Source organism: Streptomyces sp. NPDC047042, from assembly GCF_040644035.1.
Taxonomy (GTDB): Bacteria; Actinomycetota; Actinomycetes; order Streptomycetales; family Streptomycetaceae; genus Streptomyces.
This window is the reverse complement of sequence record NZ_JBEYVP010000007.1, coordinates 233,746-254,690: the sequence shown is the minus strand read 5'-3', so window position 1 is coordinate 254,690 and position 20,945 is coordinate 233,746. Positions and strand designations below refer to the sequence as shown.

Below are 20,945 nucleotides of genomic sequence, written 5' to 3'. Positions count from 1 at the left end.
ACCGGGCTTTCTCCAGGCCACCCGCGCGTCCTACGACGCGATGGCCGTCGACTACACAGAGCGATACGCGGACCATCTGGCGGACCTTCCGCTGGACCGTGCGCTCGTCGCCGCGTTCGCCGAGCTGGTGCGGGCGCGGGGCTCCGAGCCCGTCGCCGACATCGGTTCCGGCCCCGGTCATGTGACCGCGCGGCTGCATGCCCTGGGCGTACCGGTGTTCGGGGTCGACCTGTCCCCGCGCATGGTGGCGCTGGCCCGGCGGGCCCATCCGGGGCTCCGCTTCCATGTGGGTTCGATGACAGCGCTGGATCTCCCGGACGAGACCCTGGGCGGGATCCTGGCGCTGTACTCGATCATCCACATCCCGGACAGCGAGCTGCCGACGGTGTTCGCGGAGTTCCACCGGGTCCTGGCGCCCGGCGGCCATGTCCTGCTCGGCTTCCAGACGGACCTTGAAGACGAACACCAGCACATGCACCTGACGGAACGCTTCGGGCACGAGATGTCCCTGGACTACTGGTTCCACACCCCGGAGAGGGTCACGGAACTCCTGACCAAGGCGGGGCTGACTGCGCACGCGCAAACGATCCGCGAGCCGTACGAGGAGGAGAAGCGGCGGCGCGCGTATGTCCTGGCCCGCAAGCCGGTGTAGCGCTGCGTTTTTCTCGCCCCCGCCGCCCCTACCCGTCCCATCCCGTTCCTGGGGGCTGCGCCCCCAGACCCCCCTACGGCCCTGAACGGGCCTTGTCCTCAAACGCCGGACGGGCTGGGGGTGCCGGCCGGGGTCTCGAAGGGCGGACGGCTGGAAGGGCACAGGAAAGATGCAGGGCGGGCGTCAGCCCGTTGCCTTTGCTTCCTTTGTGGGGCGGGGGGAGTCCGTCGAGACTCGTTCCACGTCGCGGGCCGAGCCCGTTACGCCCGACAAAAAGCCCTGGGCTCTTGGTGACGCGTTCGCGGTCAGCCAGGCCGGGTCGATGTCGCAGACCGCGACCTTGACGTCCGTGCCGGCCAGGGCCAGGGGAAGAGTGTGCACGACCGTCGACGGGAAGCTGAGGATCGTACGGCCAATGGGGCCGCGGCGGGCGATCAGTTCCAGGGGGAGGTCCGGGCGGACCACCTCCAGGCCCGTGCAGGACGCCAGGTCGTGGAGTTTCTCGGGGCTTTCGCGGCGGTGGGCGAAGTAGCGCGTCACGCCGTGGGCCTTGGCCAGGGTGCGGACGGCCTCGCGGTAGCGGTCGGCGTCGACCACGCCCGTCTCGACCAGGGACGTACCGACCATGTCCGCGCCCTCCGCGATGTGCGGGGGGCCGAAGCGGGAGCGGGTCCAGGCGAAGTCGTTGTAGGTGACCTCGACGCCCTTGGGGGTGTCCTCGATCGGCATCGAGGAGAAGATCTCGACCCGGCGCCTGCCGCCCGGGGTCAGCCGGCGGCGGGCCTTCGAGGAGACCGGGATGAAGAGAAGGTCCCTCGCCCCGGGGCGGCGGGACTTGCGGTGCCAGCGCACCAGGCGTTCCCCGCGCGCCAGTTGGGAGACGAACTCCATGGTCGCGGTGCCGTCGTCGACGACGACGAGATCGCGGGCCTTGGTGATGTTGAGAAGTACCTGTACGTAACGGGAGAACGGGTCCCCCATCACGATCCGCCGCGTCCTGCGCAGCAGGGGGGCGAGGCCACCGATCGTGCGGAAGGGCGCCGACGTACCGTCCCGCGCGTCCTCCCAGCGGACCTCGTGGCCCTCCTCGCGGGCGAGGTCGGCCATCCGGCGCAGCTGGCCCCGGGTCATCGGGTCGACCGGGGAGAGGACCACCAGGGTCAGCCCTCCGTCGCCGACGGGCTCCCGGTGGATCTCCGGCCGGTTCTGGCCCCTGCGCCAGCGGCGCGTGGCCTGTCCGGGGACCCGGACCCTGCCGGAGGCTTTGCCTTTTTTACGGGTGGAAACAGCCGGCGCCGGACCGCCGGCCCCCTCCGGGCTGGGCGCGTGCGCATGCACGTGCGCCCATTCCAGCACGTTGAGCAGCTGGACCGGGCTCTCGACGAAGGCGAGAGTTTGGGGGCCGGTGGTACCGGCGCGTGGGCTCATCGACGTACGACCGTCGCTTCCGTGAGTACGGATTGGGGGATCCGCGTGGACGGAGTGGTCACCGGCTGGCGCCGGTGAAGCCGCTGAGTGGTGTGGATCAGGCGGTGACGGGCTCGCCCGCCGCAGCCGCGACCTCCGCATCGGCGATGACGCCGGAGACCCGACGGAGCTTCTTCATGGGGCCGATCTCGGACTCGTAGACCTTCTTGACGCCGTCGCCGAGGGACTCGGAGATGGTGCGGATGTCACGGACGAGGCGGGTCAGGCCCTGCGGCTCGACGGAGGCGGCCTGGTCGGAGCCCCACATCGCGCGGTCGAGGGTGATGTGACGCTCGACGAAGGTGGCGCCGAGGGCGACCGCCGCGAGGGTGGTCTGCAGGCCCGTCTCGTGGCCGGAGTAGCCGATCGGGACGTTCGGGTACTCCTTCTCCAGCGTGTTGATCACGCGGAGGTTGAGCTCCTCGGCCTTCGCCGGGTAGGTCGACGTCGCGTGGCACAGCAGGATGTTGTCCGAGCCCAGGACCTCGACCGCGTGGCGGATCTGCTTCGGGGTGGACATACCCGTCGACAGGATGACCGTACGGCCGGTCTTGCGCAGGGCGACGAGCAGCTCGTCGTCCGTGAGGGACGCGGAGGCGACCTTGTGGGCCGGGACGTCGAACTTCTCGAGGAACGCGACGGCCTCGGTGTCCCACGGGGAGGCGAACCAGTCGATGCCGCGCTTCTTGCAGTGCTCGTCGATGGCGCGGTAGTCGTCCTCACCGAACTCCACACGGTGGCGGTAGTCGATGTAGGTCATGCGGCCCCAGGGGGTGTCGCGCTCGATGTCCCACTGGTCGCGCGGGGTGCAGATCTCCGGGGTGCGCTTCTGGAACTTGACCGCGTCACAGCCGGCTTCGGCGGCCACGTCGATCAGCTTGAAGGCGTTCTCAAGCTCACCGTTGTGGTTGATGCCGATCTCGCCGCAGATGTACACGGGCTGGCCGGGGCCGGCGGTCTTCGAGCCGAACGAGCGCAAGCGGGTGGAGGTCATTCCGGGGGTTCCTTACTTCTTGTTGAGGGGGTCGAGAGAGGGGCCGAGGATCCAGCTGGCGATCTCTCGGATCGCGCCGTCGCCGCCGGGAACGGTGGTGACCGCGCGTGCGGCGCCGCGCACAACGTCGTGGGCGCTCGCGACCGCCACGGGCCAGCCCACGAGGGCGAAGCACGGGAGGTCGTTGACGTCGTTGCCGACGTAGAGCACGCGCTCCGGCGCGATGCCCTGCTCCTCGCACCACTGCTTCAGCGCGAGGTCTTTCCGGTCGATGCCGTGCAGCACGGGCAGCTGTAGCTTCCGTGCGCGGGCGGCGACGACCGGGTTCTGTTCCGAGGACAGGATCAGCAGCTTGAGCGCGCTCTTGCGCAGGGCTGCGATACCGAGGCCGTCACCGCGGTGCACGGAGACGAACTCCCGTCCCTCGGAGTCGATCAGCACCCTGTCGTCGGTCTGGGTGCCGTCGAAGTCGAGTACGACCGCGTCGATGTCGTCGGCGGTCGGGAGGGCGCCGGGGCGGTTCGCGTCGAAGAGCGTCGCGAGGGCCCGGGCGCGGGCGAGGTCGTGCGGGTCGTCGATCTCCAGCACGCGGGCCGGGTCGGTGCGCACGGGTTCGGTGTGACCGAAGAAACGGTGCTTCGACTTGCGGAAGCCCGCCGCGTTCATGGCGTAGACGGCGCCGGTCTCCAGGAGGTCCTGGGGGCGGTCCTGGCGGCGGGGCCGGAAGGACTTGTCGTGATTCACGCCATAGCCGCCGCCGACGGTCACCGTCTCGGTGGCCACGCTGCCGGTGCCGCCCTCGACCTCGGTGCGCTCGCCGGGCGCCGTCTGCGGGTCGTCGGCGGCGTCGCGCCAGATGAAGCCGTGGAAGGGGGCGACGGTCAGCGCGCTGTCCGCGCCGTTGTGCACGACCGCGTTGACGACGCCGTCGACGTCCTCGCGGACGATGAACGGGCTGGTGCACTGTACGAGCAGGACGACGTCGACCTTGACGCCGTGCAGCGCCTCGTGGGCGTCCAGGGCGTGCAGGACCGCGGCCTCGGAGGTCGCCGTGTCACCGGCGATGGCGGCGGGCCGCAGGACGACCTCGGCGCCGGCCTGGCGGGCGGCGGCGCCGATCGCCTGGTCGTCGGTGGAGACGACGACGTCCGTGACCAGCTTGGCGGCGAGGCACTCGCGCACCGCGCGGGCGACCAGCGGGACCCCGCCGACGGGCAGCAGGTTCTTCGCGGGGACGCCCTTGGAGCCGCCTCTCGCGGGGATGACCGCGAGCACGCGGGGCCGCGCGGTCGCTCGGCCCGCTTCCGGGTTGGACATTGCCTGCACTCCTTGACGCTCTTCGCGTGTTTGACGGGGGATCCGGTGGGTCACAGCTCCCCCATCCGCCGGATCACGGGCGCGACGCGCTGCACGCCGTGCCGGTAGGCGCCGCGGGCCGCGCGACGCACGATCTGCCGCACCGCTCCCGGCTCCTTGTCGGCGGCCGGCGCCCCGGGCAGCGGAACGCCGTCGGGGCCGAGGTGGTGCCGAGCGAGAATACCCGGCAAATATCCGGGAGCCGTCATCGGCGTGTAGTACGGGGCCAGGGGCGGAAGCTTCGAGGATCCCAGAAGACGGTCGATCCTGTCGCGTGCCGCGTCGAAGGCGGTCTCGTACGAGCCATCAGCGGCAACGCCCTGACGGGCCACCCACTCCGGGTCGGGAACGGGCTGGTGTCCCTCGTCCAACTGCGCCCAGGAGGCGAGGCAGCCGGAGCCGACGAAGTGGTGGTTGCCGAGCGACTCGCGCACGCCGAGGTCGCTCAGCACGACGGTCGGGATGCTGCGGTGCAGGGACTCCAGGGCCGCCGTGGAACTGATGGTGACCAGCAGGTCCGTACGGTCCAGGACCTCGCCCATGTGCCCGTAGACGAGCTTGAAGTTCGGCGGAAGGTCGGCGCGCTGGGCCAGTTTCTGGTACGGGAGTTCCTCGATGTGCGTGGTGTGCTCGCCGGGCTTGGAGCGCAGCTTGAGCAGCACCTCGCGCTCGGGGTGCAGCCTCGCGTGCTGCACGAGGCGGTCCAGCAGATACGTACGGTCCTTGCGGCTCTCCGGGACGGAGGGCTGGGCGGCGAACACCACCGTGTAGGGGTGACCATGCTCACCTGTGTACGTCGTACCGCCCAGGAAGGGGAGTGCGACTTCGGTCACAGAGGACGAATCGGCACCGACGCCGTCGTATACGGCCTTGAAGCGGTCGGCGTCCTGGCGGGAGTTGGCGAGGACCAGGTCGGCGCCGTGGCGCAGCAGCAGTCCGTCGGTGAGCTTCTCGTAGACGACGCCGACGTAGCCGGTGACGACGACGGGGCGCAGGGCCGTGTCGTCCCACACCTGCGCCAGACCGTGCAGCATCGCCTGCACTCCGCCGCCGACCAGGGCGAGTACGAGGATGTCGTACGGCTCCTCCTGCTCCATGGCCCGCAGGAACTCCAGGGCGGTGACCTCGCGCAGCGAGTCCGCGGTGACGCCGACCTCCTGGAGCTGGCGGGCTGTCGGGGTGGCTCTGCCCCGGAGGAGGTAGCCGTCGAGGAGAATGTCTGAATTATCAGGAGAAATACGACTGGCGGTGAGTGCACCCCATTTCCACCGAGTGTCGGAATCGGCGAGAACGGCGACCCTCATGGGGCTCGAGGTACTGGCTGGCACGCCCAAGACCTTAAGCCGACATGGGGTGCTTCCGCCCAATCCCGAGGCAACAAAGGGTTAACAAAAGATCGACGCCGCTTGATTCGGGGCGCCATACATGCAGAAACCCCCTTGATTCACCGGGCCGTCACACGCAGTTCGCCCCACCTCCAACCCCGGGTAAAGTGCGAGCTCCGGAGAGGCTCTAACCTGGACGCGTGGTCAAGCTCTCCGTCATCGTGCCGTTCTACAACGTGCAGCAATACGCGCCCGACACTCTGAAGAGCCTCAGCGCCAACGCGCGCGAGGACTTCGAGTTCATTCTCGTCGACGACTGCTCGCGCGACGAGACTCCGGACATCCTCGCGCGCGCAGAGCGCGAGCTGCCGGGCGCCGTGCTGGTCAGCCACGAGAAGAACGGAGGACTGGCCACCGCCCGCAACACCGGGATCGACAAAGCGCGTGGCGAATACCTCACGTTCCTCGACGGCGACGACTGGCTCGCGCCCGGTTATTTCTCCCAACTCCTCGCTTCTATTGAGGACTTGGGCTGCGATTTCGTCCGCACGGATCATGTGCAGTGCACCGGCAAGGCGCGCACGATCCACCGGGTTCCGCATGGCCGGCGCGGGGTGGTGATGTCTCCGCGGGACGCGATTCTGCCGACCGACCGCACCACGTCCGTCGACTACGCCTATGCCTGGGCGGGCATCTATCACCGCCGGCTCGTCGACCGCGGCGTCCTGCACTTCAGGGACGGGCTGCGGACGGCGGAGGACCGGCCGTGGATCTGGAAGCTGCACCGGGAGGCGGAGTCGTTCGCCGTGGTGGGGCTGCTCGGCGTCTTCTACCGGCGCGGGGTCACGTCGTCCCTCACTCAGATCGGTGACACCCGGCAACTGGACTTCATCCGCGCCTTCGACCAGGTGATCGAGGAGACGGCGCGGGATGCCGAGGCCGATAGGCTGCTGCCCAAGGCAGTGCGCACGTACTGCGCGATCATGGCCCATCATCTCGGATCGATCGAGAGGTTCGAACCCGCCGTGGCTCGAGAATTGCGCTCACTGAGCTCAGCCGCCCTGAAGCGGATGCCGCAGGACGTCCTCACGGAGGCGATCAACTCCATGGACGCCACGCGCGCCGGTCGGCTGCGCCGGGTGCGGCGCAGGCCCGTAGCCGCGGAGAAGGTGGCCGGCTGATGGCGCGCACCACTCAGATCTTCGTCGCGTCCACGCTGTACGGCGCCGCCACGGTGGCCGCCGCGCTGGACGCCGGGCTGTTCGAACCGGCCGACCGGAGAGTGTTGTTGGTCACCAACAACACCGCCGCCCCCGAGATCACCCCCGGCCTCGATGAGATGTCCGGTTTCGACCGGGTCCGCGAGCGTTTCGACGACGTGCTCTCGTGGAACGAGGCCATCTCCCCGTTCCACCCCAGCGGCTGGAGCCCGCGCGCCGACGACATCCCCATATGGGAGCGTCATCTGCGGCTGCTGTGGAACCTCGGTGACGACCATGTCGAGCTCGCCGTCGAGTCCGTCCAGGTCAATCCCTCGCTGGCGCTGTGCCGTCTGTTCAACGGCGCGCCCGTCGACGTCTACGCGGACGGCCTGATGAGCTACGGCCCCACGCGCGACAAGATCGACCCGCTGGTCGGCACCGGCATCAGACGGCTGCTGCACCTCGATCTCGTACCGGGGCTCAAGCCGCTGCTGCTCACCGAGTTCGGGGTGGAGCCCGAGCTGGTGCCGTCGGAGGCGTTCCTGAAGGTCCTCGGCGAGCTCGCGGAGTCCGCGGCCGCCGAGGAGGGGGCCGAGGCCGGGACGACCGCGGCGGCCGGCTCCGGCGAGGGTCCCGCGCTGCTGCTCGGCCAGTACCTGTCGGCGCTGAGCATCCTCACTCCCGAAGAGGAGGAGGAGCTGCACGTGCGCATGATGCGGGGCGCCGTGGCGCGCGGTCACCGCAAGATCGTCTTCAAGCCGCACCCGGTCGCGCCCGCGCACTGGTCGCAGACCCTGGAGAACGAGGCGAAGAAGCTCGGCGCCGAGCTCACCGTGCTGGACCGGCCGGTGCTCGCCGAGGTGGTCTTCCAGCAGACCCGGCCCTCGCTCGTCGTCGGCTGCTTCTCCACCGGGCTGCTCACCGCGGCCGGTCTGTACGGCATCCCGGTCGCCCGGGTCGGCACGGACACCCTGCTGGAGCGGCTCGCGCCCTACCAGAACAGCAACCGGGTGCCGCTGACCATCGTCGACGCGCTGCTGCCCGACCTGGAGGACGCCGCCGCGGTGGCCAAGTGGTCGATGCCCTCACGCAAGGCCGTGGACGACGACCTGGCCGGGCTGGTCAAGGCCGTCGGGTTCGCCATGCAGCCGAAGATCTACCCCAGGCTGCGGCCGGAGGCGGAGAAGTACCTCTCCACGCGGCTCGACGCGCACACCTGGCGCTACTTCAAGCGCCGCCGGCTGACCGCGCTGGCCCTGCCGGGTTCCGTGCCCGTGCAGCTGGCGTTCATCCCGCGCAACGCGACCGTGCGGCGCATCGCCCGCCGGGCGCGGGCCCTGGGCAAGACGGTGAAGAAGTAGAAGCGGGCTGAACCGTAGGGCAGTTGCCCCCCGTTTCCTTGCGAAACGGGGGGCAACCCATGTGCGGCCTCGGGGGTCAATACACTGTCCTATCCTTCACCCGTACAACTTCTGTGCGGGTGCCGTGCGCTGCCTCCGACCCCTCCGGTCCCTGCTGCCCACAGTCCTTGTCCCGAAAGGCTTCACGATGACCGCGGCCGACCAGACCATGGCACCCCCGCATCCGGCATCGCCACCGGCTGCGCGTGCGGACGCCGAACCGGCCGGCCCGGCCGTGCCCCCCGCGCCCGCTCCCGCGCGGGCAGGCAGCCGTCTGCGCGCGCTGGACGGGCTTCGGCTCGTCGCCGCGCTGATGGTCGCCTTCTACCACTACGCGGGCCGGGGCGGCACGATCTCCGAGTCCTGGAACCAGTCGCCGGGCCTGATGTTCCCGACCCTGTCCCAGGCGGCGGTCTACGGCTGCCTCGGTGTGCAGTTCTTCTTCGTCATCAGTGGCTTCGTGATCTGCATGAGCAGCTGGGGCCGTACGGTCGGCGACTTCTTCCGCTCACGTGTCGCCCGTATCTACCCGGCGTACTGGGTCGCGATCGTCATCATCACCGTCGCCGCGTATCTGCTGCCCGTGGTCGTCCACCCGCTGCGGACCGACGAGGTCCTGGTCAACTTCACCCTGCTGCAGCAGCCCATGGGCGTGAAGCGGGTGCTCGGTGTGTGCTGGACGCTCTGGGTCGAGGTGCGCTTCTACGCCCTGTTCGCGCTGCTCGTGGTGTGGAAGGGCGCCAACTACCGCAGCGTGGTGATCTTCTGCCTGCTGTGGACGCTCGCCAGCGGGATCGCGGGGGTCACCAATGACCCGCTCGTGGACCAGATCGTGATGCCCGAGTACGCGCCCTACTTCATCGGCGGCCTGGCGCTCTTCCTCATCCACAAGTTCGGCAGCGACCTGCTGACCTGGGGCATAGTCGGCGCCTCGTTCCTGCTCGGGCAGCGCTACGCGACGATCGAGCTGTGGCACCCCGGCGCGACCGGCGACTTCCACCGCAACCCGCATGTCATCCAGTTCCTCGTGCTGCTCTCCTTCGCGGCCGTCGCCGTGGTGGCGCTGGGCTGGCTGAGCTGGATGAACTGGAGCTGGCTGACGCTCGCGGGGGCGCTGACGTACCCCTTCTACCTGATCCACGAGCACCTGGGCTGGTTCTTCGTCCGGGTGCTGCACCGGGGCCTGGGCCTCGACCCGTACCTGACGCTGGCCGCGACCATCACCAGCATGCTCGTCCTGGCCTATGCGATCCACCGTCTGGTCGAGAAGCCGTTCGGGCCCCGGCTCAAGCGCGCGATGACCGTGCAGGCGGCCCGTTTCCACAAGGCCTGACCCGGCGGGCGACCGCCGGGGAGGCGGAGACCGGTGAGGCGGCGGCGCTCGAAATAGTGGGCGTCCGCCGCCGACCGGGTGCTCAGCCAGGCGGCGACCTCGTCGCGCAGGCCGGGGTGCTTGCGGGGCTGCATGCAGTACCCCACCGCGCGCACCAGCGGCGTCAGCCGCTCGGCCACCCCGGGGTCGGTCGGCGAGCGCATGAAGTCCGACGGCCCGTCCTCGGCGTCGGGGAGGGCCGCGTCGACGATGGTGAGCGGGATCCGGTTGCTGTTCTCGTACGGGGTGATCCGGTCGAGCAGCGTGCGGGTGCCGACGCGGGCGACGGGGATGCCGTAGAAGGCCGCGGCGGTCATCAGGGCGGTGGAGAAGCAGCCGATGACGAGTTCGGGCTTCAGCTGGGCGAAGACCGTCTCGGCGAGCACCGGTTCGCGCAGCACGGTCAGCTCCACGGACAGCTCTCGCGCGGCGGTCTCCAGGGTGCCGTCGTAGGCGGCCGGGGCGCTGGGGTGGGGCTTGAACAGGACGCCGGTGTGGCCGGCCTTCGCCGCCGCGCACAGCATCCGAACGTGCAGTTCCTCCTCTTCCTCCCGCGAGACGAGGCCGAGGGCGGAGAGGTACTGCCCGAGCAGCACGGCGGTGGGCCGGTTCAGGTCCGGCACGCACTCGGCGAGGAGGGCCGCGCCCTGCTCGCCCATCTCGTTCAGTACGGCGACGATCGGCTCGTTCGGGATCGCGACGGACCGCACGCCGTACTCGGTGAGCAGCAGCGGCTCGAGCCCCGGTATGAGGTCGAGGTGCAGGACGCGGTCGATGCGGGTGCTCATGCCGTGCGGGATGCGGTTGCGGGTGGGGCCGTAGCTCATCAGGCCGTCCGCGTACACATGGACGGGGCTGTCGGCGAAGATGTCGGCGACCGCGCGGGAGGGGTTGGCCTGGATGGACTCGCAGGCGATCTCGACGGGCTCGTCACCGAGATCCCAGGCCAGGCGTACGGCCTTCTCCCACATCGGGGCGTCCTGGGCGGTCGGGGACCAGGCCCCGGGGTGGTGCGGGAAGACGAACTCGTTCCAGGAACGCACCTCGTCGAACTCGGACCGCAGCCTCTCGAAGCCCGCCATCCGGTCCAGCGGGGTACCGACCTCGGGGACCGCTGCGGTGTCACTGACCACAAGCACACGCCGGTGATCCTCACGCGGCCCGAAGAGCCCGGCACGAATCGCGGCGACGACGGTCGCGGCGGCGTACTGCGTCGCCGAGAAGAAGAGCTGGATCATGCCGCGATCCCCCGTCGGTCTTTCAGCCGTCGAGGAGAGAGTCGACCAGGATCTCGACGTGAACCCCGACGGATTCCGGAACGGTTACGCTCTGGCCCCGCTTGAAGCGCTGGGGGCCCGGATACTTGCCGTCGACCGGGTCGGCGTAGAGGAGCACCTCCCCGTGCTTGCGGTCCGCGACGAGGTAGGCGGGGATGCCGGCCTGGGCGTAGCACTCGACCTTGACGTAGAGATCGTCGGACCAGTTCGACGAGGTCACCTCGACGACCAGGCGGAAGACGTTCGGAGCGTAGTAGTTCTTCGTGACGTGGGCGTCGCGGAAGTCCTCGTCGACGACCGAGAAGTCAGGGATCGCGAAGTCCTCGGGCAACGACGGCAGCCACAGGCCCACACCTTGGACGTATTCGTAACCTGCCTCGACGATGCCCCCTTGATCGAATGCCCTGCCCAGCTTCGTCAACGACAGCGCATGCGAGCCGTCGGGCGGTGGTGTCACAGTGAGCCTCCCCTGGAGAATCTCCACGCGGTGCCCAGGCAGTGCACGGGAAAGCTGGTCGGCGGCTTCGCCCAACGTCAGCTCGTGTTGCAGTACGGCCACGGCATCCTCCTTTTCAGGGCTCACACTTCACGAGAGTAACCGGGGGTGTGCGCTTTCCGTCCACGATCACCCGTTCGGATGAGTCGCCCAGGTCAGAAGGCATCTGTGGGTACGTAGACCCCCCAGACCTCCCGCAACGCCCCGCACACCTCCCCCACCGTCGCGCGGGCCCGCAGGGCCTCCTTCATCGGGTACAGGACGTTGGCCGTGCCCGCCGCCGCTTGTCGAAGGGCGGTCAGGGTCGTGTCGACCGTTCGCTGGTCGCGGGTCGCCCGGAGGGCGGTGAGGCGCTGTGTCTGCTGGGTCTCGATGGCCGGGTCCACGCGGAGAGGCTCGTACGGCTCCTCCTCGTCGAGTCGGAAGCGGTTGACGCCGACCACGACCCGCTCGCCCGCGTCCGTCTCCTGGGCGATGCGGTAGGCGACCCGCTCGATCTCGCTCTTCTGGAAGCCCTGTTCGATCGCGGCCACCGCGCCGCCGAGATCCTCGACCCGCCGCATCAGGCCGACCGCCGCCGCCTCCACGTCGTCGGTCATCCGCTCGACGGCGTACGAACCGGCGAAGGGGTCCACCGTCGCCGTGACGTCCGTCTCGTGGGCGAGGACCTGCTGGGTACGCAGGGCCAGCCGGGCGCTCTTGTCGGTGGGCAGGGCGATCGCCTCGTCGAAGGAGTTGGTGTGCAGGGACTGGGTGCCGCCGAACACCGCCGCGAGGCCCTGCACCGCGACCCGGACCAGGTTCACCTCGGGCTGCTGAGCCGTCAGCTGCACCCCGGCGGTCTGCGTGTGGAAGCGCAGCATCCACGACCTGGGGTCGCGCGCCCCGAACTCGTCCCTCATCACCCGCGCCCAGATACGCCTGGCCGCACGGAACTTGGCGACCTCCTCCAGGATCGTCGTACGGGCCACGAAGAAGAAGGACAGGCGCGGGGCGAAGTCGTCGACGTCCATTCCGGCCGCGAGGGCGGTACGGACGTACTCGATGCCGTCCGCGAGCGTGAACGCGATCTCCTGTGCGGGGATCGCACCCGCCTCCGCCATGTGGTAGCCGGAGATCGAGATCGTGTTCCATTTCGGGATCTCGGCCCGGCAGTACGCGAAGATGTCTGCGGTCAGACGCAGGGAGGGCTTCGGCGGGAAGATGTACGTTCCGCGCGCGATGTACTCCTTCAGTACGTCGTTCTGGATCGTGCCCGTGAGGCGGGCCGCCGGGACGCCCTGTTCCTCGCCGACCAGCTGGTACATCAGCAGCAGGAGCGCGGCGGGGGCGTTGATCGTCATCGACGTCGACACCTGATCCAGCGGGATCCCGTCGAACAGCACTCGCATGTCGTCGACCGAGTCGATCGCCACGCCCACCTTGCCGACCTCGCCGTGCGCGATCGGGGCATCGCTGTCGTGGCCCATCTGGGTCGGGAGGTCGAACGCGACGGACAGTCCGGTCGTGCCGTGGGCGATCAGCTGCCGGTAGCGCGCGTTCGACTCCACGGCGGTGCCGAAACCGGCGTACTGGCGCATTGTCCAGGGGCGGCCCGTGTACATGGTGGGGTATACGCCCCGGGTGAAGGGGTACTCGCCGGGCTCGCCCAGCTTCCGCGCCGGGTCCCAGCCCGCGAGCGTGTCGGGGCTGTACACCGGTTCGACGGGTAGTCCCGACTCGGACTCACGCGTCATGGTGTGTCCTTCCGCGTACGTTGCCAGTCGCCGCACACAACAATGCCGCGTAGTTCGTCCCGGGTCATGTGCGGGGAAGCACCGGGGGACGGACGGATGGACGGATGGGGGTAGGGACGATGAGCTTCGGGGGGTTCGGCTTGCGTACTACGGACATGCGAAAGGTGATTTCCGCGGTTCTCGCGGCTCTCGTCGTGGGCGGCTGCACGGTGCAGACCACCGATGGAGACGGCGAGGCGCGTTCGCCGGTGCACATCCAGGTCTCGCATCCGCCCGCCGACGACAAACCCGGCGCCGGGGACGATCCGGCACCGGCACGGACAAGCACTTCGACTTCGACCCCGGCTCCAGCACCGACTCCGACTCCGACTCGGCCACCGAAACGGGCATCGGCTCCGGCGGCGAAGAAGGCGGCTCCCGCGCCGCCCGCTCCCGTGCTCTGGTCGCGCGGGGACAGCGGGCGGGACGTGCGCGAACTCCAGGCGCGGCTGCATCAGGTCGCCTGGCTGTTCGACGGGCCGACCGGGTCGTACGACGATCTGACGGAGAGCGCCGTCAAGGGCTTCCAGGGCAAGCGCGGGCTGCCGCGCACCGGGAAGACCGACACCGTCACCTGGCAGCGGCTGCTTCGGATGACGCGCGAGCCGGGGCAGTGGGAGCTGTATCTGATGGGCGGGCAGCCGGCCGCCTACCCCGACCCGCGCTGTCTCAGGGGCCGGGTGCTGTGCATCAGCAAGACGAGCCGGACGCTGCGCTGGATGATCGACGGCCGGACCGTCTCGACGGTGTCCGTACGGTTCGGCAGCCAGTACACGCCGACCCGGGAAGGCGTCTTCAGCGTCTACTGGAAGTCACGGCACCATGTGTCGACGCTCTACGACTCCCCGATGCCCTACGCGATGTTCTTCAGCGGGGGCCAGGCGGTCCACTTCTCCGCCGACTTCGCGGCCCGCGGCTACGGCGGCGCCTCGCACGGCTGTGTGAACGTACGGGACGAGACGGCGATCGCCGCGATCTTCGCCGAGGTGAGCACGGGCGACAAGGTCGTCATCTACTGGTGAGCCGGCGTCGGCGGGGAGTGTGGTGGTGATTCGGGGCGCGGACGGGACCGGGGGAACGTGTCCCGCCCGCGCCAGGTGCACGAGCCGTAGGTACGGGGGGAACCCCGGCTCTGTGCGAGGAACCGATGACCAGTCGGCTCACTGTCTACTGCGTCGGCACCGCTGAAAACGTCACACCCCGGCAGGCAAAAAGATCTTCGGCGCGTGTTCGCGCAGGTCGGAGGGGGGTTCACGGCGGCCATTTCCGGGGCGGTGCGAGCGCGGCCCGCGCCGACGGCGGTCACGGGCGCCGCGGCGGGCCGATCCCGATGCGGCACGGGGAGGGGGGACCGGTGGGGTGTGCGGAGCTAGGTGGTCTTCGGTCGCGGCAGGATGCCGTACGACGGGCCGGGAGCCGGGGCGGGTTCGTCTCGGGGTGTGGTCGCGCCGACGGCGGTGAAGGACGTCGGGGCGGGCGCCGGTGCCGATACGGTACGGCCGCCGTGGCCGTTGCCCTGACCGTTTCCGCCGCCGTTGCCGTTGCCGTGACCGTTTCCGCCCCCGCCATGGCCGTTGCCCTGGCCGTTTCCGCCGCCGTGGCCGTCGCCGTTGCCCTGGCCGTTTCCGGCGCCGCCGTGGCCGTTGCCGCCGCTGTCGCCGGCGCCGCTCTGGCCGCCCTCGGCACCGACCTCTCCCCCGCCCTGCCCGGTGCCTGTGCCTGTGCCGGTTCCGGTGTTGGGGTTCGGGTGGCCGGCCGGCTCGTGGTTCAGGGTCTTCTCGCAGTACTTCGGCACCTTCTTGGCGCCCTTGGCCGCCTTCTCCAGGGCCCGTCTGCGCTCCGCCTCCAGCTTCTTGCCGCTGCGCATGTCCCGGCAGGACGAGGCGAGTCCGCCGCGCCAGTCGCCGGGCAGGCTCATGTCGGAGCGGGACCCCTGCTTCCCGTCGCCCGGACCGATCTTGGCTCCGCCACCGCCGGCGGAACCCTGGTCGCCGGAGCCCCCGGTCGTGGCGTCGGGCCCCTGGGACGGGACGCTCCTGCCCCGGGTGCCGCCGTCCGGAGAGGGCGAGACGGGCACGGAGTCGGCCGACTCACCGGCGGACACGGTAGCGGCGGGGCGTCCGGGGTCGCCGCCCCGGAACGGGTTCGGCAGGACCCCGACACCGGCGGCCATCGCGACCGAGCCGACCATTCCGGCGGCCAGCGCGGCGCCGAGCCCCGCCCGCAGGGGGCGGCCCCAGCGGGCCGGGCGGACGCCGCGTCGCCGGGAGGCCCCGAAGCGCCCGGCGCCTCCCACCCGGACGAGACCGATGTCCGGGCCCGGGTTCGTCACGGGCGCGCCGGCGGTGAGGTCCGCGACCGGGCGAGCCTTGCGGAACGCGGCCAACGCGGCGGCCTCGCCCGGGAGTTCGTCGCCGCTCGGCGGGCTGTCCACGGAGAGGGAGTCCAGTGTCTTGGCGAGCCGCTCGGCCTGGTCGCGGGCTTCGGGGCCCGCGGACGCCAGTGAGGCCTCCAGTGACTCCCCGCTCAGCAAACGCTCCGCCGTGGCGCGGTCCAGCCACCCGTACCGGTCGTCGTCGGCCATCACATGTCCTTCTGCGTCCGCGAACGCGTATGCGTCACACCGGCCGACGTCACCGCACGTCCGTGCGGTTCCCGTTGGAGCGGCAGCGCGTCGAGCGCGGCGGTCGCGTCCGGGTCCGCCCCGAGCAACTCCGCGAGTCGTCTCAGACCGCGGTGCGCCGCCGTGCGTACGGCTCCGGGGCGCTTGCCGAGGGTCTCGGCGGCGGTTTTGGCGTCGAGGCCGACGACCACCCGCAGGACGACGGCCTCGGCCTGGTCCTGCGGCAGCCGGGCGATGAGGGAGAGGGTGCTGTCGGTGGCCAGGGACTCCATGGCCTCGCCCGCCGTGTCGGAGTCGGCGGCCCGGCCGGACAGCTCGGTCTCGTCGCCGCCTATCGCCGGGCGGCGGCCACGCATCCGTATGTGGTCGAGGGCGCGGTTGCGGGCGATCCGGGCGGCCCAGCCCCGGAACCGGTCCGCGTCCCCGCTGAACCGGTCCAGGTCACGGGCGATCTGGAGCCAGGCCTCGGACGTCACGTCCTCGGCGTCCGGATCGCCGACCAGCGTCCGTACGTACCCGAGCAGCCGTGGGTGCACCGAGCGGTACACAGTCCGGAAAGCGGTCTCGTCCCCAGCCTGTGCCGCAAGCACCGCGGTGGTCAGCTCCGCGTCGTCCCCCTGCACCACACCTCTTCGCACCTGAACCGGCGCCGCTCTCACGGACCCGGTCCTGCCGTCGTGGTTCCTCAATGAATGAATGACTGGTTGCGGTCTCAGGCCTCAAGGACGTGGGTGCCCGTCGTCCGCGACCTGTAGCGAAAGGCACGTTACGGCGTCAAAGTGCTCCTCGTCCATGTCCGTCCATTGTGCAACTGACTCGTGACGCGGTGACGGTGTGACAGAAAACGAACGCGTGGCGCTGTAGAAGGTACGGGCCGCCGCGCGGCCCGTACCGCGCGACGGCCGGGGCCTCTCCTGTGGGGGGTGGCGGCCCCGGTCGTCTCCGTGGTCTCAGCGCATCGGCCTGACCGCCCGGCCACCGGACCGCAACCGGACCTCATGCGTTACGCACCCGAACCAACGACCACACGGCGATGCAAAACCCCCGTCCGATGGTGGAGCCGTTCACGGAGCCGCCGGAGGGGCTCCCTCCAGTGCCACGCGGAGGTCGGACGTTGGGGATCGAGCAGTTGTCCATGTACGGGTACGCGTCGAAGGCGGAGGTCCTCGCGGACGCGCGGCGGTACTGGAACCCGGACAAGACGGAGTTCTGGCAGACGGAAGGCGTGCCGCTGGTCATCGGTGAGCGCAACGGCTACCGGCTGACCGACGTCGACGGGCACGAGGTCATCGACGTGCACCTCAACGGCGGCACCTACAACCTGGGCCACCGCCATCCGGAACTGGTGCGCACGCTGACCGACGCGGTCCAGTACGTGGACATCGGCAACCACCACTTCCCGACCCCGGGGCGCGCGGCGCTGGCCCGGCGGCTCGTCGAGGCGACGCCAGGTGCCGAGAAGGCCGTCTTCGGTTCCAGCGGCGGCGAGGCGGTCGACGTCGCGCTGAAGAGCGCGCGCTACGCCACCGGCCGGCGCGGGATCGTGTCCGTGGTGAAGGCGTACCACGGGCACACCGGGCTGGCCGTGGCCACGGGCGACACCCGGTTCTCGCAGCTGTTCCGGTCGGACAACCCGGCCGAGTTCACGCAGGTGCCCTTCAACGACCTCGACGCGATGACCAGCGCGCTCGCCGGTGAGGACGTCGCCGCCGTGATCATGGAGACCGTCCCGGCGACCTACGGCTTCCCCACCCCCGAGCCCGGCTATCTCGCCGGCGTCAAACGGGCGTGCGAGGACACCGGCGCCCTCTACATCGCCGACGAGGTACAGACCGGCCTCGGCCGGACCGGCGAGCTGTGGGGCGTGTACGCGGAAGGCGTCACCCCCGACATCCTGGTGACCGGCAAGGGGCTCGGCGGTGGTCTGTACCCGGTGAGCGCCGCCCTGCTGGGGCCGGCGGCGAGCGGATGGCTGGAGCGGGACGGCTTCGCCCATATGGCCACCTTCGGCGGCGCCGAGCTCGGCTGCGCGGTCGCCGCCAAGGTCCTGGAGATCACCCGGCGGCCCGAGACCCGCGAGAACGTCCGCCGACGCATCGCGCAGGTCACCGAGGGCCTCGACGAACTGCGCGCCGAACTTCCGCACGCCCTGACCGGGATCCGCCAGAAGGGCCTGGTCATCGGCCTGGAGTTCGGTGCCACCGGGGCGAAGCCCGTCATGACAGAGCTCTACCGGCAGGGCGTCTGGGCGATCTTCTCCACGCTCGACCCGGCCGTCCTCCAGTTCAAGCCGGGCCTGCTGCTGACCGAGCCGGAGACCGACGAGATCCTGACCCGGCTGCGGACCGCCGTACGAAAGGTGGCCGCACATGGCTGACACCTGGGACCAGCAGGTCACCCCGGCGTTGCGGGCGTACGGCCTGGACAGGGTTCTCACGGACGCCCGGCTGCTCAGCCTGTCCGAGAACGCGACCTATCTGTGCGGTTTCGCCGACGCCTCCGCGCCCCTCGTGCTGCGCCTGCACCGGCCAGGTTTCCGCACACAGGAGCAGATCCGCAGCGAGCTGACGTGGATCGAGCGGCTGCGCGCGGACGGCGCGGTCGCCACACCCGCCGTCGTGCCGACCCCGGCCGGTGAGCCGGTCGCGACCTTCCCGGGCGCGGACGGGACACCCCAGCACGCGGCGCTGTTCGAGTTCGCGCCCGGCGCCGAGCCGGACACCACGGACTTCGCGGAGGTGATGGAGGTCGTCGGCCGGGAGGCCGCCGCGCTGCACGAGCACGCGCGCCGGTGGCGACGGCCGGACACCTTCACCCGGCCCGACTGGGACCTCGACAACCTGATCGGCGCGGCCTCGCTGTGGGGGCGGTGGCGTGACAACCCGGACGTGGAACGCGCACCCGGCGGCGTAGCCGTCCTCGCCCGGGCGGAGGACAGACTGGCCCGCGAACTCGACGCGTACGGCAGGAGCGAGGCCGTCTTCGGGCTCATCCACGGCGACCTGAGAGCCGCCAACCTGCTGGTCGCGGCGGACGGGGTACGGCTGATCGACTTCGACGACTGCGGCACCGGCTGGTTCCTCTACGACCTGGCGTGCTCCCTGTCCTTCGTGGAGCACGACCCGCGCGTCGACGACTGGGCCGCCGCCTGGCTGCGTGGTTACGAGACGCGGCGCCCCCTGCGGGACGAGGACCTGCGGGTCCTCCCTGCCCTGGTGATGCTGCGCCGGCTGATGCTGGTCGCCTGGGTCCACAAGCGGGGCGACACACCCTTCGCCGCCTCGCTGCGGCCGGAGTTCGCGCTCCGGTCGGTGGAACTCGCCGCCCGCTACCTGGACGACGACTACCTCACCGCGACACGCCATGGGCTCTGACACCGCGCCCGTCCCGCTCGGCCCGGCCGCGACCCGGATCGCGGAGGGTGTACTGGGGATGATCGGACGCGGGGAGGTCAGCATGGGCGGGCGGCTGCCCCCGGAGCGGCGGCTCGCGGAGATCTTCGGCGCGAGCAGGGAGGCCGTGCGCAGCGCCCTGGCCAGGCTCGAAGCGGACGGCGAGGTGCGCCGGACCCGCGGCAAGGCGGGCGGCACCTTCGCCCTGCACCCGAACCCGAACTGGCCCGTCTACAGCTGGAGTCGTCTCGCGCACGGGCACGACCGCGTGGTGGCCCGGCAGCCGGGCGTCGACGTGAACGTCCCCGCCCTCCTTCGGCACCAGCGTTTCGAGGTCGCCACCCGGGTCGTGTCCACGGGGATCGGGCGTGGCGACCCGGAGGTGTGTGCCGCTCTCGGCCTGCCGGACGGCTCCGGGACGGTGGCGATCGAACGGGTGCGGCTCGCGGACGGGGTGCCGCTGTCGTGGGAGCGGCTGTTCGTGTCGGCGCGGCGCTTCCCCGGGATCCTCGACCACGACCTCACCGGCTCCCTGTCCCAGTTGTTCCACCATGTGTACGGCGTCACGGCCCGCACGGTCTCGGAGCGCATCCGCGTCCGCCTCGCCGAGCGCCACCACGCGGACCACCTCGACGTGTCGGTGGGCCAGCCACTGCTGGCGATCACCCGGACCTCGTACGACCAGCACAAGGCGCCCATGGAGTTCTCCCGGGACCTCTTCCGCGCCGACCGCACCGAACTCCACGTCACTTCGCCGAGCGGACAGCCCGGAAAACCCAGAGAACGGGGAAGACCATGACTCACCGGACCAGGAAAGTCGCCGTCGTCGGCGGGACACGCGGTATCGGCGCCGCCATCACCTCCACGTTCGTGCGCGGCGGCCACGACGTGGTGCTGACCGGACGGGCCGTCCCGGACACCACCGTCGAGAAGTTCCGCGCCGAGGCCGCGCGGGCGGAACAGACCGTCGAGGCCCTCTCCCTCGACTCCACCGCACCGGACTCGGCACAGCGGCTGGCCGAGTCGGCGTCCACGCTGCTCGGCGGCCTCGACGTGCTGTGCCTCAACGCCGGCGTCTTCCCGAACAAGCCGCTCGCGGAACTGACGTACACCGACATCCGCGAGGTGTTCGCGGTGAACGTGGAGAGCCAGATGCTCGCCGTCGCCGCGTGTCTGCCCCTGCTTCGGGAGTCGGCGGCCGGGCGAGTGGTGCTCACCTCGTCGATCACCGGCCCGGTCACCGGGTTCCCCGGCTGGAGTCACTACGCGGCGAGCAAGGCCGCCCAGCTCGGGTTCATGCGCACGGCGGCGCTCGAACTCGCCCCCTACGGGATCACCGTGAACGCGGTGGCCCCCGGGAACGTGGCGACCGAGGGCCTCGACGGCATGGGCGACGCCTACCTCGCGCAGATGACGGCGACGATCCCGCTCGGCCGCCTCGCCCGGCCCCAGGAGATCGCCGACGCGGTGGAGTTCCTCGCGAGCGAGCGGGCGTCCTTCGTCACGGGGCAGGTCATCACGGTCGACGGCGGCCAGACCCTGCCGGAGTCACCGGACGCGGTGTTGCCGACGCGGAGCTGACCCGACGTCATGGTGCCTAGGGGCCCGCCGGCC

At 70.6% G+C, this 20,945-nt stretch carries 18 protein-coding genes; 9 read left to right on the top strand and 9 right to left on the bottom strand.

The genetic code is table 11. The features are described 5' to 3' along the window. Positions 1-40: 40 nt before the first annotated feature. On the top strand, positions 41-652 hold the full coding sequence (locus tag ABZ855_RS10365) for a class I SAM-dependent methyltransferase (RefSeq protein ID WP_360804207.1): 612 nt from the start codon (positions 41-43) through the stop codon (positions 650-652). 183 nt (positions 653-835) lie between these two features. Here ABZ855_RS10365 and ABZ855_RS10360 read toward each other — a convergent pair whose 3' ends face one another. The 4 genes from ABZ855_RS10360 to ABZ855_RS10345 form a co-directional block, all read right to left on the bottom strand. Beyond that, positions 836-2,080 carry a hypothetical protein gene (locus ABZ855_RS10360; RefSeq protein ID WP_360804011.1) on the bottom strand — a complete coding sequence of 415 codons (1,245 nt, stop codon included), beginning with the start codon at positions 2,078-2,080 and terminating at the stop codon, positions 836-838. Positions 2,081-2,177: 97 nt separating this feature from the next. Then, on the bottom strand, positions 2,178-3,113 hold the full coding sequence (locus tag ABZ855_RS10355; RefSeq protein WP_319211072.1) for an N-acetylneuraminate synthase family protein: 936 nt from the start codon (positions 3,111-3,113) through the stop codon (positions 2,178-2,180). A 12-nt stretch (positions 3,114-3,125) separates the two neighbouring features. After that, the gene (locus tag ABZ855_RS10350) at positions 3,126-4,430 is read right to left on the bottom strand and encodes an N-acylneuraminate cytidylyltransferase (RefSeq protein WP_360804007.1); all 1,305 of its coding nucleotides are present in this window, start codon (positions 4,428-4,430) and stop codon (positions 3,126-3,128) included. 50 nt (positions 4,431-4,480) lie between these two features. Continuing rightward, the gene (locus tag ABZ855_RS10345; protein ID WP_360804004.1) at positions 4,481-5,797 is read right to left on the bottom strand and encodes a DUF6716 putative glycosyltransferase; all 1,317 of its coding nucleotides are present in this window, start codon (positions 5,795-5,797) and stop codon (positions 4,481-4,483) included. 197 nt (positions 5,798-5,994) lie between these two features. Between ABZ855_RS10345 and ABZ855_RS10340 the strand changes: the two genes are divergently transcribed. The 3 genes from ABZ855_RS10340 to ABZ855_RS10330 all read left to right on the top strand — a co-directional run bounded on the left by ABZ855_RS10340 (position 5,995) and on the right by ABZ855_RS10330 (position 9,729). Further along, positions 5,995-6,975: a glycosyltransferase family 2 protein gene (locus ABZ855_RS10340; RefSeq protein ID WP_360804002.1), complete on the top strand. Its 981-nt coding sequence runs from the start codon at positions 5,995-5,997 to the stop codon at positions 6,973-6,975. Next, entirely contained in the window at positions 6,975-8,357 is a 1,383-nt protein-coding gene (locus ABZ855_RS10335) for a polysialyltransferase family glycosyltransferase (RefSeq protein ID WP_360803999.1), read from the top strand. Before ABZ855_RS10340 ends, ABZ855_RS10335 begins: the two co-directional genes overlap by 1 nt. A gap of 187 nt (positions 8,358-8,544) precedes the next feature. Then, a complete protein-coding gene (locus tag ABZ855_RS10330; protein ID WP_360803996.1) occupies positions 8,545-9,729 on the top strand; it encodes an acyltransferase in 1,185 nt (394 codons plus the stop codon). On the opposite strand, the gene ABZ855_RS10325 is transcribed toward ABZ855_RS10330, so the two are convergent. The 3 genes from ABZ855_RS10325 to ABZ855_RS10315 all read right to left on the bottom strand — a co-directional run bounded on the left by ABZ855_RS10325 (position 9,639) and on the right by ABZ855_RS10315 (position 13,277). Beyond that, complete coding sequence (locus tag ABZ855_RS10325) at positions 9,639-11,006, bottom strand: polysialyltransferase family glycosyltransferase (RefSeq protein ID WP_360803993.1); 1,368 nt, start codon at positions 11,004-11,006, stop codon at positions 9,639-9,641. The two genes, ABZ855_RS10330 and ABZ855_RS10325, sit on opposite strands and share 91 nt — an antisense overlap. A 22-nt stretch (positions 11,007-11,028) precedes the next feature. Then, a complete protein-coding gene (locus tag ABZ855_RS10320; RefSeq protein ID WP_360803990.1) occupies positions 11,029-11,604 on the bottom strand; it encodes a Uma2 family endonuclease in 576 nt (191 codons plus the stop codon). A 92-nt stretch (positions 11,605-11,696) separates the two neighbouring features. Next, positions 11,697-13,277: a methylmalonyl-CoA mutase family protein gene (locus ABZ855_RS10315; RefSeq protein ID WP_360803987.1), complete on the bottom strand. Its 1,581-nt coding sequence runs from the start codon at positions 13,275-13,277 to the stop codon at positions 11,697-11,699. Between the two features lie 155 nt (positions 13,278-13,432). Between ABZ855_RS10315 and ABZ855_RS10310 the strand changes: the two genes are divergently transcribed. Further along, positions 13,433-14,338 (top strand): L,D-transpeptidase family protein, encoded by a 906-nt coding sequence (locus ABZ855_RS10310; RefSeq protein WP_360803984.1) that lies wholly within the window; start codon positions 13,433-13,435, stop codon positions 14,336-14,338. 347 nt (positions 14,339-14,685) lie between these two features. On the opposite strand, the gene ABZ855_RS10305 is transcribed toward ABZ855_RS10310, so the two are convergent. Both ABZ855_RS10305 and ABZ855_RS10300 read right to left on the bottom strand, forming a co-directional pair. Continuing rightward, complete coding sequence (locus ABZ855_RS10305; RefSeq protein WP_360803982.1) at positions 14,686-15,900, bottom strand: hypothetical protein; 1,215 nt, start codon at positions 15,898-15,900, stop codon at positions 14,686-14,688. Next, entirely contained in the window at positions 15,900-16,562 is a 663-nt protein-coding gene (locus tag ABZ855_RS10300; protein ID WP_360804204.1) for an RNA polymerase sigma factor, read from the bottom strand. Before ABZ855_RS10300 ends, ABZ855_RS10305 begins: the two co-directional genes overlap by 1 nt. A 491-nt stretch (positions 16,563-17,053) precedes the next feature. Here ABZ855_RS10300 and ABZ855_RS10295 point away from each other — a divergent pair, with 491 nt between their 5' ends. Genes ABZ855_RS10295 through ABZ855_RS10280 form a run of 4 tightly spaced genes read left to right on the top strand, consistent with a single transcriptional unit; the run spans position 17,054 to position 20,912 of the window. Next, positions 17,054-18,316 carry an aminotransferase class III-fold pyridoxal phosphate-dependent enzyme gene (locus tag ABZ855_RS10295; protein ID WP_360803979.1) on the top strand — a complete coding sequence of 421 codons (1,263 nt, stop codon included), beginning with the start codon at positions 17,054-17,056 and terminating at the stop codon, positions 18,314-18,316. Further along, positions 18,309-19,313 carry a phosphotransferase gene (locus ABZ855_RS10290; RefSeq protein ID WP_360803976.1) on the top strand — a complete coding sequence of 335 codons (1,005 nt, stop codon included), beginning with the start codon at positions 18,309-18,311 and terminating at the stop codon, positions 19,311-19,313. Before ABZ855_RS10295 ends, ABZ855_RS10290 begins: the two co-directional genes overlap by 8 nt. Further along, positions 19,303-20,130: a GntR family transcriptional regulator gene (locus ABZ855_RS10285; RefSeq protein WP_360803973.1), complete on the top strand. Its 828-nt coding sequence runs from the start codon at positions 19,303-19,305 to the stop codon at positions 20,128-20,130. Before ABZ855_RS10290 ends, ABZ855_RS10285 begins: the two co-directional genes overlap by 11 nt. Beyond that, positions 20,127-20,912: an SDR family NAD(P)-dependent oxidoreductase gene (locus ABZ855_RS10280; protein ID WP_360803970.1), complete on the top strand. Its 786-nt coding sequence runs from the start codon at positions 20,127-20,129 to the stop codon at positions 20,910-20,912. Before ABZ855_RS10285 ends, ABZ855_RS10280 begins: the two co-directional genes overlap by 4 nt. The last annotated feature ends 33 nt before the right edge of the window (positions 20,913-20,945 follow it).

What these genes read in the sequence shown, in the direction of transcription:
- ABZ855_RS10365 (WP_360804207.1), top strand. Translation starts at nt 41, where the DNA reads ATGGCCGTCGACTACACAGAGCGATACGCGGACCATCTGGCGGACCTT.
- ABZ855_RS10360 (WP_360804011.1), bottom strand. Translation starts at nt 2,080, where the DNA reads ATGAGCCCACGCGCCGGTACCACCGGCCCCCAAACTCTCGCCTTCGTC.
- ABZ855_RS10355 (WP_319211072.1), bottom strand. Translation starts at nt 3,113, where the DNA reads ATGACCTCCACCCGCTTGCGCTCGTTCGGCTCGAAGACCGCCGGCCCC.
- ABZ855_RS10350 (WP_360804007.1), bottom strand. Translation starts at nt 4,430, where the DNA reads ATGTCCAACCCGGAAGCGGGCCGAGCGACCGCGCGGCCCCGCGTGCTC.
- ABZ855_RS10335 (WP_360803999.1), top strand. Translation starts at nt 6,975, where the DNA reads ATGGCGCGCACCACTCAGATCTTCGTCGCGTCCACGCTGTACGGCGCC.
- ABZ855_RS10330 (WP_360803996.1), top strand. Translation starts at nt 8,545, where the DNA reads ATGACCGCGGCCGACCAGACCATGGCACCCCCGCATCCGGCATCGCCA.
- ABZ855_RS10325 (WP_360803993.1), bottom strand. Translation starts at nt 11,006, where the DNA reads ATGATCCAGCTCTTCTTCTCGGCGACGCAGTACGCCGCCGCGACCGTC.
- ABZ855_RS10315 (WP_360803987.1), bottom strand. Translation starts at nt 13,277, where the DNA reads ATGACGCGTGAGTCCGAGTCGGGACTACCCGTCGAACCGGTGTACAGC.
- ABZ855_RS10310 (WP_360803984.1), top strand. Translation starts at nt 13,433, where the DNA reads ATGCGAAAGGTGATTTCCGCGGTTCTCGCGGCTCTCGTCGTGGGCGGC.
- ABZ855_RS10305 (WP_360803982.1), bottom strand. Translation starts at nt 15,900, where the DNA reads ATGGCCGACGACGACCGGTACGGGTGGCTGGACCGCGCCACGGCGGAG.
- ABZ855_RS10290 (WP_360803976.1), top strand. Translation starts at nt 18,309, where the DNA reads ATGGCTGACACCTGGGACCAGCAGGTCACCCCGGCGTTGCGGGCGTAC.
- ABZ855_RS10285 (WP_360803973.1), top strand. Translation starts at nt 19,303, where the DNA reads ATGGGCTCTGACACCGCGCCCGTCCCGCTCGGCCCGGCCGCGACCCGG.
- ABZ855_RS10280 (WP_360803970.1), top strand. Translation starts at nt 20,127, where the DNA reads ATGACTCACCGGACCAGGAAAGTCGCCGTCGTCGGCGGGACACGCGGT.